The sequence below is a fragment of the Streptomyces sp. NPDC059851 genome, from assembly GCF_042732005.1.
GTDB lineage: Bacteria > Actinomycetota > Actinomycetes > Streptomycetales > Streptomycetaceae > Streptomyces.
Window position 1 is genome coordinate 1 of the sequence record NZ_JBHWJJ010000174.1, and the last position, 15,096, is coordinate 15,096.

Annotated in this window: 11 protein-coding genes; 10 read left to right on the top strand and 1 reads right to left on the bottom strand. The window is 71.4% G+C overall.

All coding sequences use genetic code 11. The annotated features are described in order from the left end of the window. The first annotated feature begins 123 nt into the window (after window positions 1-123). The 9 genes from ACFV7Q_RS35060 to ACFV7Q_RS35100 all read left to right on the top strand — a co-directional run bounded on the left by ACFV7Q_RS35060 (window position 124) and on the right by ACFV7Q_RS35100 (window position 12,664). A complete protein-coding gene (locus ACFV7Q_RS35060) occupies window positions 124-942 on the top strand; it encodes a ferritin-like domain-containing protein (protein WP_385434981.1) in 819 nt (272 codons plus the stop codon). A gap of 135 nt (window positions 943-1,077) precedes the next feature. Continuing rightward, window positions 1,078-2,304 carry a thiolase family protein gene (locus ACFV7Q_RS35065; protein ID WP_385434971.1) on the top strand — a complete coding sequence of 409 codons (1,227 nt, stop codon included), beginning with the start codon at window positions 1,078-1,080 and terminating at the stop codon, window positions 2,302-2,304. Next, a complete protein-coding gene (locus ACFV7Q_RS35070) occupies window positions 2,301-4,439 on the top strand; it encodes a 3-hydroxyacyl-CoA dehydrogenase NAD-binding domain-containing protein (RefSeq protein ID WP_385434972.1) in 2,139 nt (712 codons plus the stop codon). The genes ACFV7Q_RS35065 and ACFV7Q_RS35070 overlap by 4 nt, the downstream gene beginning before the upstream one ends. A 138-nt stretch (window positions 4,440-4,577) precedes the next feature. Next, a complete protein-coding gene (locus tag ACFV7Q_RS35075; RefSeq protein WP_385434973.1) occupies window positions 4,578-5,639 on the top strand; it encodes a signaling protein in 1,062 nt (353 codons plus the stop codon). A 157-nt stretch (window positions 5,640-5,796) separates the two neighbouring features. Further along, on the top strand, window positions 5,797-7,797 hold the full coding sequence (locus ACFV7Q_RS35080; RefSeq protein WP_385434974.1) for a hypothetical protein: 2,001 nt from the start codon (window positions 5,797-5,799) through the stop codon (window positions 7,795-7,797). A gap of 107 nt (window positions 7,798-7,904) precedes the next feature. Continuing rightward, entirely contained in the window at window positions 7,905-9,410 is a 1,506-nt protein-coding gene (locus ACFV7Q_RS35085; RefSeq protein WP_385434975.1) for an SDR family NAD(P)-dependent oxidoreductase, read from the top strand. 1 nt (window position 9,411) lies between these two features. After that, entirely contained in the window at window positions 9,412-10,218 is an 807-nt protein-coding gene (locus tag ACFV7Q_RS35090) for a rhamnogalacturonan acetylesterase (RefSeq protein WP_385434976.1), read from the top strand. A gap of 12 nt (window positions 10,219-10,230) precedes the next feature. Beyond that, window positions 10,231-11,052, top strand: a complete 822-nt coding sequence (locus ACFV7Q_RS35095) for an Ig-like domain-containing protein (RefSeq protein WP_385434977.1) — start codon at window positions 10,231-10,233, stop codon at window positions 11,050-11,052. Between the two features lie 10 nt (window positions 11,053-11,062). Then, the gene (locus tag ACFV7Q_RS35100; protein WP_385434978.1) at window positions 11,063-12,664 is read left to right on the top strand and encodes a glycosyltransferase family 2 protein; all 1,602 of its coding nucleotides are present in this window, start codon (window positions 11,063-11,065) and stop codon (window positions 12,662-12,664) included. 37 nt (window positions 12,665-12,701) lie between these two features. On the opposite strand, the gene ACFV7Q_RS35105 is transcribed toward ACFV7Q_RS35100, so the two are convergent. Further along, window positions 12,702-13,850, bottom strand: a complete 1,149-nt coding sequence (locus ACFV7Q_RS35105) for a hypothetical protein (protein WP_385434979.1) — start codon at window positions 13,848-13,850, stop codon at window positions 12,702-12,704. Window positions 13,851-13,976: 126 nt separating this feature from the next. Here ACFV7Q_RS35105 and ACFV7Q_RS35110 point away from each other — a divergent pair, with 126 nt between their 5' ends. Next, window positions 13,977-15,047: an LCP family protein gene (locus ACFV7Q_RS35110; protein WP_385434980.1), complete on the top strand. Its 1,071-nt coding sequence runs from the start codon at window positions 13,977-13,979 to the stop codon at window positions 15,045-15,047. Window positions 15,048-15,096: the final 49 nt, after the last annotated feature.

Sequence of the window (15,096 nt, forward strand, 5' to 3'; positions counted from 1 at the left end):
GGGCTCCTGCGCGTCCGCGGCCGGGCCGCACCCCGCCCCCGCGCCCCATGACGTTCCGTTACGAGATCAGGACGTTCCGAGTCTTTTGAACACGATCAACAAACGACTAGCGTCTTGAACGTGATCAAAAACGAGGACGAGACGCAGAACCGGTACGGCGGGCACCACGGGTACGACGGGCACGACGGGGACGGGCACGACGGCCCGTACGTCGCGTGGGTCCGCCACTTCGAAGCCGAGCGGACGCGCCGGGCCGCCCTCGGCGACCCCGACTGGGCGCGCGGGGCCCGACTCTCCCCGGCACTGGTCCGCAGCATCCAGACGTTCCAGGTGGGCGAGGACGGCGACGGCGCAGCCCTCGTCTCGAAGGCGGACCGCGCCGGGGACCCGGCCTACGCGACCGCGGCGCGGCTGTTCATCGCCGAGGAGCAGAACCACGCGCGCCTGCTGGCCCTGTTGCTGTCGGCGGCCGGGGCCGGGACCCTCGACGGGCACTGGAGCGACGCCGCGTTCGTCCGGGTGCGGCGCCTGCTGGGCCTGCGGGTCGAACTGATGGTGCTGATGGTCGCGGAGGTCGTCGCCCTGCGGTACTACCGGGCCCTGCGCGACGGCTCCGCCGACCCGCTGACCTCGGAGGTCGCGGGCCGGATCCTGGCCGACGAGGAACGGCACGTGCCGTTCCACTGCCGCCGCCTGCACGAGGGCCTCGCCGCCCTCCCCCGGCCCGCACGCAGGGCCGCGACCACGGGCTGGCGGGCCATGGTGGCGGTCGCGGCGCTGCTGGTGGCGGCCGATCACGGAGCCGCCCTGCGGGAGGCGGGGGTCTCGCGCCGCACCTTCCTGTCGGACGTGGTCGGCTCTTCGGCGCCGATGGCGGCGACCATGTCGGACGGCCCCGTTCCGGCGGTTCCCGACCCGGCTGGAGCCCGCACCGCGGTGTGAGCTTCGCCGCTCCTGGCCTCGGGGGTGTGCACACCGGTTACTCGCAAGTAGCATGGCGGGTGAGCGGGCGCTCAGGACCTCGTCCCGGGCCGCCCCCGCGCAGCAGTGCACACCCGCACCTGGAGGAGAGCCAACGTGCCTCGTACCGTCAGGGACGTCGTCTTCGTCGACGGCGTCCGCACCCCGTTCGGCAAGGCGGGCCCGAAGGGCATCTACCACGAGACCCGCGCCGACGACCTCGTCGTGAAGGCGATCCGGGAGCTGCTGCGCCGCAACCCGGACCTGGACCCCAAGAAGATCGACGAGGTGGCCATCGCCGCCACCACGCAGATCGGCGACCAGGGCCTCACGCTGGGCCGCACGGCCGGCATCCTCGCGGGCCTCCCGCAGTCGGTCCCGGGCTACTCCATCGACCGCATGTGCGCCGGTGCGCTCACCGCCGTCACCTCGGTCGCGGGCTCGGTCGCCTTCGGTGCGTACGACGTCGCCCTCGCCGGCGGCGTCGAGCACATGGGCCGCCACCCGATGGGCGAGGGCGTCGACCCGAACCCGCGCTTCGTCTCCGAGAAGCTGGTCGACGAGTCCGCCCTGTTCATGGGCATGACCGCCGAGAACCTGCACGACCGGTACCCGACGATCACCAAGCTCCGCGCCGACCAGTACGCCGTGCGCTCGCAGGAGAAGGCCGCCAAGGCGTACGCCGACGGCAAGATCCAGCAGGACCTGGTCCCGATCTCGGTGCGCAACACCAACGCGGAGGTCGGTGAGACGGGCTGGGGCCTGGTCACCTCCGACGAGCCGATGCGCCCGGGCACCACGCTGGAGAACCTGGCGAACCTGAAGACCCCGTTCCGTACGCACGGCCGGGTCACCGCGGGCAACGCCGCCGGTCTCAACGACGGCGCCACCGCCGCGATCATCGCGTCCGAGGACTTCGCCCGCGAGAACAACCTCCCGGTCAAGATGCGCCTCGTCTCCTACGCCTTCGCGGGCGTGGAGCCGGAGGTCATGGGCTACGGCCCGATCCCGGCCACCGAGAAGGCCCTGGCCCAGGCCGGCCTGACGATCGACGACATCGGCCTCTTCGAGGTCAACGAGGCGTTCGCGGTCCAGGTCCTCGCCTTCCTGGAGCACTACGGCATCGCCGACGACGACGCCCGCGTCAACCAGTACGGCGGCGCCATCGCGTTCGGCCACCCGCTGGCCTCCTCCGGCGTCCGCCTGATGACGCAGCTGGCCCGCCAGTTCGAGGAGCAGCCGCACGTCCGCTACGGCCTGACCACCATGTGCGTGGGCTTCGGCATGGGCGCGACGGTCATCTGGGAGAACCCGCACTTCGAGACCGAGGGAGACTCCAAGTGAGCACCACCGCTGAGCTCCTGAAGGGCGCGGCCGAGCTGTTCCCGGACGAGGTCGTCACCCAGGCGCACGTCCGCCACCTCGACCTGCCGTACGGCGCGGGGCGCTTCGCGCTCATCACGCTGGACAACGGCTTCGACCACACCAAGCCGACCACCTTCGGCCCGCAGTCGCTGGCGAACCTGAACGCCGCCGTCGACCAGGTCGAGAAGGAGGCCGCCGAGGGCGCGATCACCGGCGTCGGCCTGACCGGCAAGCCGTTCATCTTCGCCGTCGGCGCCGACCTCAAGGGCGTCGAGCTGCTGAAGGCGCACGACGAGGCGCTGGCCATCGGCAAGGGCGGCCACGACGTCTTCAAGCGTCTGGCGGGCCTGGCCGTCCCCACCTTCGCGTACTACAACGGCGCGGCGATGGGCGGCGGTGTCGAGGTCGGTCTGCACTGCACCTACCGCACCGTCTCCAAGGCGCTGCCGGCGTTCTCCCTCCCCGAGGTCTTCCTGGGCCTGGTCCCCGGCTGGGGCGGCTGCACGATCCTGCCGAACCTGATCGGCGCGGAGAAGGCGGTCTCGGTGATCATCGAGAACTCGCTGAACCAGAACAAGCAGCTCAAGGGCAAGCAGGTCTTCGACCTCGGCATCGCCGACGCGATCTTCGAGGGCGCCGACTTCCTGGAGCAGTCCCTGGTGTGGACCGCCAAGGTCCTCAAGGGCGACGTGACGGTCGAGCGTCCCGAGGTGGACCGCGGCGAGGCCTGGGACCAGGCCGTCGCCAAGGGCCGCGCGATCGCCGACGCCAAGGTGCACGGCGCGGCCCCTGCCGCGTACCGCGCCCTCGACATCATCGCGGCGTCCAAGGACGGCGACCTGCAGAAGGGCTTCGACGCCGAGGACCAGGCCCTGGCCGACCTCATCATGGGCGGCGAGCTGCGCTCGGGCATCTACGCCTTCAACCTGGTGCAGAAGCGGGGCAAGCGCCCGGCCGGCGCCCCGGACAAGAGCCTGGCGCGCCCGGTGTCCAAGGTCGGCGTCGTCGGCGCAGGCCTGATGGCCTCGCAGCTGGCGCTGCTGTTCCTGCGCCGCCTGGAGGTGCCGGTGGTCCTCACCGACATCGACCAGGAGCGCGTCGACAAGGGTGTGGGCTACGTCCACGCCGAGATCGAGAAGCTGCTGGGCAAGGGCCGCATCAACCAGGACAAGGCCAACCGCCTCAAGGCGCTGGTGACCGGTGTCCTGGACAAGGCCGAGGGCTTCGCGGACGCGGACTTCATCATCGAGGCCGTGTTCGAGGAGATGTCCGTCAAGCAGAAGGTGTTCGCGGAGGTCGAGGCGGTCGCCCCGGCGCACGCGATCCTCGCCACCAACACCTCCTCGCTGTCGGTGTCGGAGATGGCCTCCAAGCTCCGGCACCCGGAGCGCGTGGTCGGCTTCCACTTCTTCAACCCGGTCGCCGTCCTCCCGCTGCTGGAGATCGTCCGCGGTGAGCAGACCGACGACGCCTCGCTGGCCACGGCCTTCGGTGTCGCCAAGAAGCTGAAGAAGACCGCGGTCCTCACCAAGGACGCCCCGGCGTTCGTCGTGAACCGCATCCTGACCCGCTTCATGGGCGAGATCCAGAACGTCATCGACGAGGGCACCCCGGTCGTCACGGCGGAGAAGGCCATCGAGCCGCTCGGCCTGCCGATGTCCCCGCTGGTGCTGCTGGAGCTGGTCGGCCCGGCGATCGGCCTGCACGTCTCCGAGACCCTGAACCGCGCCTTCCCGGAGCGCTTCAAGGTCTCCCCCAACCTGAAGGCGGTCGTCGAGGCCGGCAAGCGCGGCTTCTACGTCTACTCCGCCGAGAACGGCTTCAAGCCGGAGCTGGACCCCGAGGTCGCCGCCCTCCTGGTGCAGGGTGACTCCGTCCTGACCGAGGAGCAGGTGCGCGACCGCGTCCTGGACGCGGTGGCGCAGGAGATCGGCCTGATGCTGGAGGAGGGTGTCGTGGCCGAGGCCCAGGACATCGACCTCTGCCTCATCACGGGCGCCGGCTGGCCCTTCCACCTGGGCGGCATCACGCCGTACCTGGACCGCGAGGGCGTCTCGGAGCGCGTGAACGGCAAGAAGTTCCTCGCCCCGGGGCTGGCGAGCATCCCGGCCTGACGCCGGCGGTACCCGCCTGACGGCGGGTGACCACCGCGGACGCCCGTCCCCCACCGGGGGCGGGCGTCCTGCGCTTGCGGGGGCCGGCGACCCGGGTCCGCGGCCGGGCGCGCCGTAGGGGCTGGCAGAATACGGTGCATGGCGGATGGCAAGAGACCTTTCAGCCGCCGGACCTTGTTGTTCGCGGGCGGCGCGGCGGCCGCCGGGCTCGCCACGGGCGGCTTGACCTGGGCCCAGCGGCCCGACCCCGACGACCCCGGACAGGAGCCCGCCCCCGACCCCACGGTCCCGCTCCGGGTGGGCGACTTCGACCTGCGCACCGGTACGGAGCTGCTGGCCCCGACACCGCTGTTCAACACGACGGGCCCGCAGTCCTTCGCGTTCGACGACACCAACGGGCAGGTCTACACCCTCCAGGTGGTGCAGGACGGGATCCGGCTCGACGACGAGCCGGATCCCGTGGCGTACGAGGACCGCAAGTCGGCCGGTGATATGTGCCTGACCCGGTTGGACAGTTCCGGGAATACGCTCGGGCACATGTATCTGCGCGGCTTCGGCCACGGAATTTCCTTCGGGGTCGAGCCGACCGGGCAGCGTACGTACATATGGCTGGAGGGCCGGGCCGATCCGGAGAAGGGCTATGGTCGGACCGTGGTCCGCGTGCCGTTCAAGGACGGTACGGTGCTGGACAGCTCCGACGACTCCGTTCGGCATTTCGAGCCGGTGCCCGGCGCCACTGCCGTGTGCCCGGCGCTCGACCTGGCCGGCGAGCGGGTGCTGGTCAGCCACGAGGAGGAGGGCGTGCACCGGTTCTCGGTGTACGCGATGGCGGATTTCCTGGCCGGACGCTTCACCGCAGCCCAAACGATCAAAGCGGGTGTGCAGGTCAAGGAAGAGGAGTGGTTCCAGGGCTGTGCACTGTACGGGGACTTCGTGTACGTGCTGACCGGCAATCCCTATACGGGGAAGAACGGGCGCAATCCGCGGAAGTCCGGCGGTAATACCTATCTGTCCGCAATTGACGTGCGGACGGGCCGGGCGCAGGGGCGCCACAAGGTGACCGTGGCCCCGGATCTGCCCTACCGGGAGCCCGAAGGAATGGCGGTGCGCCGGGTGGGTTCACAGGCCGGTTTGTGCGTCGGATTTTCCGTGAAGGCGAAGGACCGGCGCGAGCTGGCGGTGTACCGCTTCACGGGCTGAGCGCCCGGCAGAGGGACGGTCGTCACATATTCCCGTGACGGGCCCCGTAATCATTGGCCTGTGGTTCACGGCACGTTCTAGAGCCGTCCATGAGGCTGCTTATACTACTGCGACACTTCACGCGACTCTTATACCTCCATGGGGGAGGCACCGCACCATGCGCTCCAAGCGGCTGCGCGCCGCACTCGGCGTTGCGATCACCTCTGGGCTCATCCTCAGCTTTGTCGGGATGCTGGTCGCGGTCGCGTTCGTCTCCCTCCCCCTCTTCGCCGGCTGCGCGGCCCTCAGCTACGTCGCCGACCTGATGCTCCACAACACCGAGTCGCCGACCCTGGAGAAGCTGCGGGACTCGCGCTTCGGCCTCACCATGCGCTTCTTGATCCGGCAGTTCCTGCTGCTGGGGCTGTGCGGTGCCATCGCCGACATCGAGTCGTTCGTGGCGCAGATGACCACCATCGGCCTGCTGCTGCTGTTCATCCTCCAGCTCGCCTACGGCGCGCTGCTCAAGCACGTCCGCAAATCGCGCAACGAGCTGCCGTTCACCACGCGCGGGCTGGACCTGGAGGCCCTCGGCATCCGCCGCATGCCCCACCCGTTCCTGATGAACAAGCACGTCCGCAAGACCCTGCACCTGGACATCCCGCTGGTCGCGGGAGCCCTGGCCACCATCGCCACGGACGACTGGCGCTGGGTCACGTACGGCATGATCACCACGGTCTTCCTCGCCTACTTCTCCCTGCTGGTGCTGGTGCCCGACGCGCGCAACGCGCTCAAGCTGCCCACCACCGACGAGGCCATCGACGAGCTCAACCACCAGCTGGCCGAATACCGCCCCCAGGTCGCGCTCTACTTCACCTTCGCGGCCATCTCCAAAGACTTCATGTACCAGGTGAACATGTGGCTGGAGTCCCTGGAGGCGCTCGACCTGCGGCCCATCATCGTGCTGCGCGAGCGGGCCACCCTGCGCTACCTCGACGCGACCCCGGTGCCCGTCATCTGCGTGCCCAAGGCGGACAACCTCGCCCGCATCGAGATGAACGAGCTCCGTGTCGCCCTCTACCCGGGCAACGCGGGCAAGAACGTGCACATGCTGCAGCGCGCCGAGGTCAAGCACGTCTTCATCGGCCACGGCGACAGCGACAAGCTCGCCAGCAGCAACCGCGTCAGCAAGGTCTTCGACGAGATCTGGGTGGCCGGCCGCGCCGGCCGCGACCGCTACGAGCGCATCAAGCACGCCGTCACCCCGCACCAGATCGTCGAGGTCGGCCGCCCCCAGCTGGCGCCGCTGCGCCCCTGGACCGGCAAGGTCGCGGGCAAGATCCCGACCGTCGTCTACGCCCCCACCTGGGAGGGCTGGACCGACGACGCCTGCTACACCTCCGTCATCCCGGCCGGCGAGAAGCTGATCCGGGCGCTGCTCGACGACGAGCGCGAGATCCGGATCATCTACAAGCCGCACCCGCTGACCGGCTCCCGCTCCCCCGAGGCCGCCGCCGCGCACCGCCGCGTCATCGCCCTCCTGGAGGAGGACAACGCCCGGCGCTTCGGCCGCAACATCACCGACTCCAAGACCGCGGCCAAGAAGCTCGCCCGCATCGACCAGCGCATCGCCGACCTCTCCGAGCGAGGCGTCCGCTCGAAGTACCCCGACCTCACCGAGGAGGAGCGGACCGCGCGCATCCGGCGCAGTCGCAACCAGGCGGGCGCCCTGTACTGGAGCGCCATCCCCGACACCGCGCACCACGTGGTGACCGAGCGGATCCCCGCCCTGTACGACTGCTTCAACCAGTCCGACCTGCTGATCGGTGACATGTCGAGCGTCGTCTCCGACTTCGTGGCGACCCGCAAGCCGTACGCGATCTTCAACCTGGAGGGCCTGCCCGACCAGGAGTTCCGCAACGAGCAGCGCACCGCCTATGCCTCGTACCTCCTCGACGGCGACTGCAACGGCCTGGCCGAGGCCCTCGACGCGACGCTGAACCCGAGCCGGGACGTCATGGCGTCCTACCGCGACCAGCTCAAGGACTACCTGCTCGGCCCGGAGTACCCGCCCTCGATCGTCCGCTTCAACGAGGCGGCCAACGACCTCTACCGGCGGGGACTGCGCGATTTCCCCATCGAGTACCCGGAGCCGGAGCAGACCCACTTCCCCGTCTGACCGGCCCGCCCCACAGCACCAGCAACACCAGCAGCACCCGTCCCACCACGCGTCCCCACCGCGTCCGCACCGCCACGCCGCACCACCAGCTCAGGAAGTAGGAGACCGTGTCCTCCAGACCTGCCCCCCACCGCACCATCGCCGTCGTACTCGCAGGGGGCACCGGCCAGCGCATCGGGCTCGAAATCCCCAAGCAGCTGCTCAAGATCGCCGGAAAGTCGATCCTGGAGCACACCCTCCACATCTTCGAGAACGCGCCGGACGTCGACGAGGTCATCCTCCTCATGACGCCCGCGTACGTGGACGACGCCCGCCGCATCGTCGAGAAGGCACGCCTGGGCAAGGTGACGGCGGTCCTCGCGGGCGGCTCCACCCGCAGCGAAACCACCCTGATCGCCATCCGGGCCGCCACCGAGCGGCTCGCCGAGGGCGAGGACTGCAACCTCCTCTTCCACGACGCGGTGCGCCCGCTGCTCTCCCAGCGCGTGGTGCGCGAGTGCGTCGAGTCCCTGGAGCGCTACCAGGCCGTCGACGTCGCCATCCCGTCCTCCGACACCGTCATCGTGACGCGGACCCACGGCGACGACGGCGAGTTCATCACCGAGGTCCCGGACCGCTCCCGGCTGCGCCGCGGGCAGACCCCGCAGGGCTTCCGGCTCTCCACCATCCGCGCCGCGTACGAGCGGGCCGCCGCCGACCCCTTCTTCCAGGCGACCGACGACTGCTCGGTGGTGGTGAAGTACCTGCCGGACGTCCCCGTCCACGTGGTCGCCGGCGACGACTACAACATGAAGGTCACCCAGCCGGTCGACGTCTTCATCGCCGACAAGCTCTTCCAGCTCGCCTCCCACGCCGCACCCGCCCAGGCCGGCGAGGACGCCTACCGCGAGCAGCTGTCCGGCAAGACGATGGTGGTCTTCGGCGGCTCGTACGGCATCGGCGCCGACATCTGCCGGATCGCCGAGGGCTTCGGCGCCCGCGTCTTCGCCCTCGGCCGCTCCACCACCGGTACGCACGTCGAGAACCTCGACCACGTCGAGGAGGCCCTCGACCGGGCCTACGCCGAGACCGGCCGCATCGACTACGTCGTCAACACGGCCGGCGTGCTGCGCGTCGGCCGCCTCGCCGACACCGACAACGAGACCATCCGCGAGGCGCTGGAGGTCAACTACCTGGCCCCGGTGAACATCGCCCGCGCCTCCTACAAGTACCTCAGCGAGACCGAGGGCCAGCTGCTGTTGTTCACCTCCAGCAGCTACACCCGCGGCCGCGCCGAGTACAGCCTGTACTCCTCCACGAAGGCCGCCATGGTCAACCTGACCCAGGCGCTCGCCGACGAGTGGGCCGAGGACCGCATCCGCGTCAACTGCGTGAACCCCGAGCGCACCGCCACCCCGATGCGCGCCAAGGCCTTCGGCCGGGAGCCCCAGGAGTCGCTGCTGACCTCCGAGTCGGTGGCCCTGACCTCCCTGGACGTGCTGGTCTCCGAGATGACCGGCCACGTGATCGACGTCCGCAAGCAGGACCCGACATCGTCCCCGGCGCAGCGCTCCGGCTTCGAGGCGGCGCTCGCCTCCGTCCTGATCCGGACGTCGGAGGACCAGGAGGTCTGACGTGACGTACGCATCCGTCCCGCAGCAGGGCCGTCGCCCGCGGATCTACGTGGCGGGCGGCTCCAACGCGGTCAGCCGCCCGTACAGCTTCCTGCCGATGGCGGGCTGGACGCAGGCTCTGCCCCTGTTCCTCACCGAGGCGGTGGAGGTGGTCAACTGCGCCCGCGCGCGGGCCAGCTCCAAGAGCTTCCGCGAGCGCGGCCGACTCCAGTGGATCCTGGAGGACATGGCGCCGGGCGACTACCTGCTGTTCGGCTTCGGCCAGAACGACATCAAGCCGGACCCGGGCCTGCACACCGAGCCGTTCTCCACCTTCCTGGAGCAGATGGCCGCGTACGTGCACGGTGCCCGCGAGCGGCAGGGCCACCCGGTGATCCTGCTGCCGTACGAGCGGCGGCGCATCGACCGGCACGGCAACGTCGCCCGCTTCCTCGGCGACTACCCGGTCGCGGCCCGGCAGCTGGCCGAGGACGAGCACGTACCGGTCGTCGACCTGTACGGGCAGAGCCTGCTGTGGTGGGAGGAGCTCGGGCCGGAGGCGTCCAAGCCCGCCTTCATGTACCTGCGCAGGGGCGAGCCCCTGCAGAAGCACGTCCTGGACGGGGACAACGTGCACACGCGGGCCGAGGGCGCGATCGAGTGCGCCCGGTTCATCGCCCGCAGCATGCTGGAGCAGGGCGTCATCCCGGCCCACTGGGGCCGCGACCTGGACCGCACGCGCTTCGACTACGACGAGATGGGCTGGCTGGACGAGGAGACCTTCCGGCAGCGCACCGCGTCCCGCGTCTCCACCTTCCCCGGCGCCTGAGGAGTCCCGTACGTGAACAACCTCCTGTGCCGGGGCCGGGCCCTCGGCGAGACCCCCGACGGGGGCGCCGTGTACGCCGCCCTGTACTGCTCGGTCGACCCGCGCCGCGGCGTCGCACCCGGCGAGACGGTCCAGCTCGGCCTGTCCGTGGCCCCCGACCAGGGCGCCTCGCGCGGCTGCGGCTACCTGCTGCGGGCCCCGCTCGCCGAGTCCGCCGACATCGTCGGCATCCAGGGCCTGGAGTACTTCCCGCGGCAGGGCTGGTTCCGGGTGCGGGCCGACTCCGGCGAGACCGGCACCGGCGTCCTGCACCTGCGCGTCCACGACACCGCCTCGGCGCCGCGGATCCGGCCGCAGATGATGGTGGCCGTCCCGGACGCCACCGGTCGCAAGCTCGTCCGCACGGCCAAGCTGGACGCCGAAGCGCTCCCGGTCCGCCGGGCCACCGCCCGCGGCCTGCGCCTCACCGCCGAGCCGGGCGGGTCCGGTTCGGTGAACGTGCTGTCCGCGTGCCCGGCGGGGAGCACCGCCGTGGCGGTGACCGCGCCGCGCCACGGGGACGCGCAGCTGTCGTACGACGGCTGGGTGACGTACAGCCCTGCGCCCGGATTCACCGGTTACGACCGGTTCGAGTACACGGTGGGCACCCCTGCCGGGGAGCAGCTGAGCTCCCACGTGAACGTGTTCGTGGGGTCCCTGGAGTTCGCCCCGGGCGCCTTCCCCGCCCGGACCACGGACGTCGCCTTCCGGCCCTGGCAGTGGCCCGAGCTGACCGGGGAGATGCCCTGGCCCCGCCCCGACCACCCCGCGTCCGCGCCCCGTCCGACTGCCTGAGGAACCCAGCATGAACACCGCCGTCGCGCTCCCCGCAGACATCAAGGACGTGTCCGTCGCGGTCCGGGTCTGCAACCAGGCCCAGGCGCTGGAAGCCTGCCTGGCCTCGATCACCGGCCAGACCATCGGCACGGACCGGCTGGAGATCATCGGTGTCGACGACGGTTCGACGGACGAGAGCGGATCCGTCCTGGCCCGGGCCGCACACCAGTACCCCGCGTTCGTCCGCATCGGGCAGGTCTCGCACGGGCTGAGCCCGGCGGCGGCCCGCAACTGGGCGCTGAGCCAGGTGCGGGGACGGTACGTCATCTTCCTGGAGGCCACCGACCGGCTGGCGCCCGACGCGCTGCAGCGGATGGTGGCCGCGGCCGACGCCAACGAGGCCGACGTGGTGCTCGGCAAGCTGGAGAGCTCGGGCCGGCACACGGTCCCGACGGCGATGTTCCGCAAGAACCAGGCCTACACCGACGCCTTCAGCTCGCGCGTCTACTGGTCGCTGACCCCGGACAAGCTGTTCCGCACGAGCCTGCTGCACCGGCGCGGCCTGGTCTTCCCCACCGACATGCCGATGGGGGACGAGCAGGTCTTCACCGCGGGCGCTTTCATCGGCGCGGACAACGTCTCCGTCGTCGGCGACGCCACCTGCGTGGTCAAGGGCCCCGCGTCCGCGCACCGGGCGACCCTGGCCGACCGGGTCGCCCTGGCCTCCCGGATGCTGGCCCTGGTCGCCGCGCAGCTGCCGGAGGGGCCCCACCGGGACCGGCTCCAGGCCAGGCACCTGGAGGTGGAGCTGGGCGGGGCCACCGCGCAGGCGCTGCTGTCGGCCGCCGACCCGGCGGAGCGGGACCAGACGCTGTGGGCCGCGGCCGAGGTGCTGCGCACCCAGGCCTCCCCGGGGGCGCTGGCGCTGCTGCCGCGCATGGTCGCCGTGCGGTTCGCGCTGCTGGGTCAGGGCCGGTTCGCCGAGGCCCAGCAGATCGCCGCCTTCGAGGCGGACAAGGACCGGCCGGTCGTCCGCAAGACGGTGGAGAACGGGCGGGTGTTCACCACCCTGCCGTTCTTCCGGGACCCGCAGGTCGGGCTGCCGGACGAGCTGTTCGACATCACCGGTGACATGACGGTCTCCCAGCAGCTCCAGAAGGCCCGCTGGGACGGGCCGATGCTGCTGCTGGACGGGTACGCCTTCTTCGAGCAGCTGTCGACGAAGGAGCGCGCGACCCGGGTGGTGCTGCGCGAGCGGACCAGCGGAGCCCAGGAGAGCCACGCGGTGACGGCCCGCCGCGACGACACCCTCACCAACTCCAAGGGCAAGACCCGGGCGATGGGCCGGTTCTCGGCCCGGATCAACCTGGCCCAGACCTCCAGCGGCTGGCCGCTGCCCCCGGGTACCTGGGACCTGTACCTGTCGGTCAGCTTCGAGGGCGTGGCCCAGGAGGTGCGGCTCGGCACGCGCCGGGCGGCCGATCTGGACACCACGGCCCGGATGCCGGTGCGGATCTCGGACGCGCCCGGCACGCAGGGGATGGAGCTGGCGGCGAGCCCGTACTACGCGGAGGACGGCGGCCTGACCATCGAGGTCGCACAGCGGGCCCCGCTGCCGGGCCGCGCCTGATCCCGGCCCCACCCGGCCGGCCGGCCCGCCGGCCGGGTCAGACGAGGGGCTCCCAGGGGCCGAACGCCAGCCCCTGGACGGTGGTGTCCTGGCGGGCGCACATCGGGGCGCCGCTCTCGTCGAACGCGACGACGACGACCCGGCCGGCCGCGTCGACGTCCACCTGCGGGGCGTACGCGCCGTGGCCGCCGATGGACGCCCACCAGGTTCCGTAGCCCTCGTTCTCGGTGACGTAGGCGGTGACCTCGACGTCCCCCTCGGCCCCGGTCTGGGCGAGCACCGTGCAGTCGTAGCCGCCGAGGACGGCCCGGGCGACGCCGGGCGCGCCGCGGCCGCCCGCGCCGCCGAGTCCCATGAGGCCGCCCTGGACCCCCTGGCGGGCGGCCCGCCAGGCGACCAGCGAGCCGTCCCCCGGGTAGCGCCAGAAGTACGTGGCCCGGCGCGCGCCCGTCTCGTACGCGACCACGGTGCCGGGGACCACCGGCGTGGGGATGCGGTCGGCGAGGCCGAAGCGGCCCTGGCCGATGCCGGTCCAGCGGTCGGGGCCGGACGGGCCGACGGCGAGCATCTCCAGCAGCCCGCCGGTCGGCATCAGCGGGACCGCGCCGCCCGGGTAGGGCTGCGCGGCCACCTGCTTCCAGGAACCCCACGCCCCCTCGGCATTGCGGCTGCGCCGCAGGACGCCCGCGTTCCGCAGCGTGACGATGACGTGGAGGGAGCCGGAGCGCTGGTTGACGGCGATGCGCGGCGGGCCGGTCAGCCGGTCGCCCTCGGGGCCGCCGCGCAGGACCGGGGTGCCGAGGCCGTACCAGTCGACCATGGGGCGGCCCGGCTGGAACTGGGTGGAGACGATGACCTCGGGCAGGCCCGAGCCGTCCTCGGCGGCCCGCAGGGCGGCGAAGTGGACGTACCCCTCGCGGGTCCGCGCCATGGCGGCGGTTCCCAGCCAGCCCGGGACGTCGAAGGCGTCCGGGCCGGTCCAGCCGGTGAAGGGGGCGGCCGCCTCGGTCCAGCGGAGCAGGCCGTCCGGAGTGCAGGCGTAGGCCGTCAGGCGGCCGTCCCCGCCCTTGAACAGCCAGGTTCCGGCCGGCGGGGTGGACTGGCGTGCACCCGGTCCGCCGGTACGGGCGCCTTGCGCCCCGCGAGCCGAAGAGGCGGCCCGGCTACCGTCTTTGCCGCGGATCACACCGCATACCACCCTTCTGCCCGATATGTTCACACCCGAGGGGTAGGGCTCTTCACCCGAAAGAACCAGCCACTCGAAAGGGTGTCTTATGATGCACCCCATCGATAATAGAAGGGCACTCCCTCCATGACCGACCGCCCCTCGGCCACCCCTCCCTCCTCCCGGCGCAGGCCGCGGCGCGGCGGACGGCGCGTCCTGCGGATCGTGCTGCTGGTGGTGGCGGTGCTCATCCTCGCGGCCGGCGGCGCGGGCTGGTGGGCGTACAACCACCTCAACGGCAACATCGACAGCGTCGACCTGGACCAGGCCATCGGCGACGACCGCCCGAAGAAGGTCGTCCCCGGAGCGCAGAACGTCCTGGTCCTCGGCTCGGACTCGCGCGACGGAGCGAACGGCGACCTCGACCACGGCAACGTCAGCGGCGCCCGCTCGGACACCGCGATGCTGATCCACATCCCGGAGGGCCGGTCCCGGGCCACCGCCGTGAGCATCCCCCGCGACACCCTCATATCCCGGCCCGAGTGCAAGGGCGGCGACGGCAAGACCGTCCCGGCCGCCGACCGGGTCATGTTCAACTCCGTGTACACGCTGGCCGGGCCGGCCTGCGTGGTCAAGACCGTCGAACAGCTGTCCGGGATCCGCGTGGACCACTTCGTCGAGGTCGACTTCGCCGGCTTCAAGGGCCTGGTGGACGCACTCGGCGGGGTCACCGTCACCCTGGACAAGCCGATGACCGGCGCGAAGGGCGGCCTGAAGCTGGACGCCGGCACGCACCGGCTGAACGGCACCGACTCCCTCAAGTTCGTCCGTACCCGCTACGGCTACGGCGACGGCAGCGACCTCGGGCGCATAGGCCTGCAGCAGCAGTTCATGATGGCGATGCTCTCGGAGGTCAAGAAGCAGGACGCCCTCGGCAACCCCGCCCGGCTCTACAAGCTCGCCGACGCCGGCACCAAGTCGCTCACCACCGACGCCGAACTCGCCTCCCTCACCGCGCTCGCCGACTTCGCTCAGAGCATGAAGGGCGTGGACCCGGGCACCATGGAGACGATCATGCTCCCGGTGGCCTACGACAAGGTCGATCCCAATCGCGTCATCGTCGCGCAGCCGCAGGCCGGCCGGCTCTGGGAGGCCCTGCGCACCGACCGGGAGATCCCGGCGGAGGCGAAGAAGTCCCCCGCCCTGGGCAAGGGCTGAGCGCCGGGCACGCACCGCCCCAGCACCGCAGCACGCGTCGGGCCCGTGC

Coding starts and splice junctions, on each gene's coding strand:
- ACFV7Q_RS35075 (WP_385434973.1), top strand. CDS start 4,578: ATGGCGGATGGCAAGAGACCTTTCAGCCGCCGGACCTTGTTGTTCGCG.
- ACFV7Q_RS35080 (WP_385434974.1), top strand. CDS start 5,797: ATGCGCTCCAAGCGGCTGCGCGCCGCACTCGGCGTTGCGATCACCTCT.
- ACFV7Q_RS35100 (WP_385434978.1), top strand. CDS start 11,063: ATGAACACCGCCGTCGCGCTCCCCGCAGACATCAAGGACGTGTCCGTC.
- ACFV7Q_RS35110 (WP_385434980.1), top strand. CDS start 13,977: ATGACCGACCGCCCCTCGGCCACCCCTCCCTCCTCCCGGCGCAGGCCG.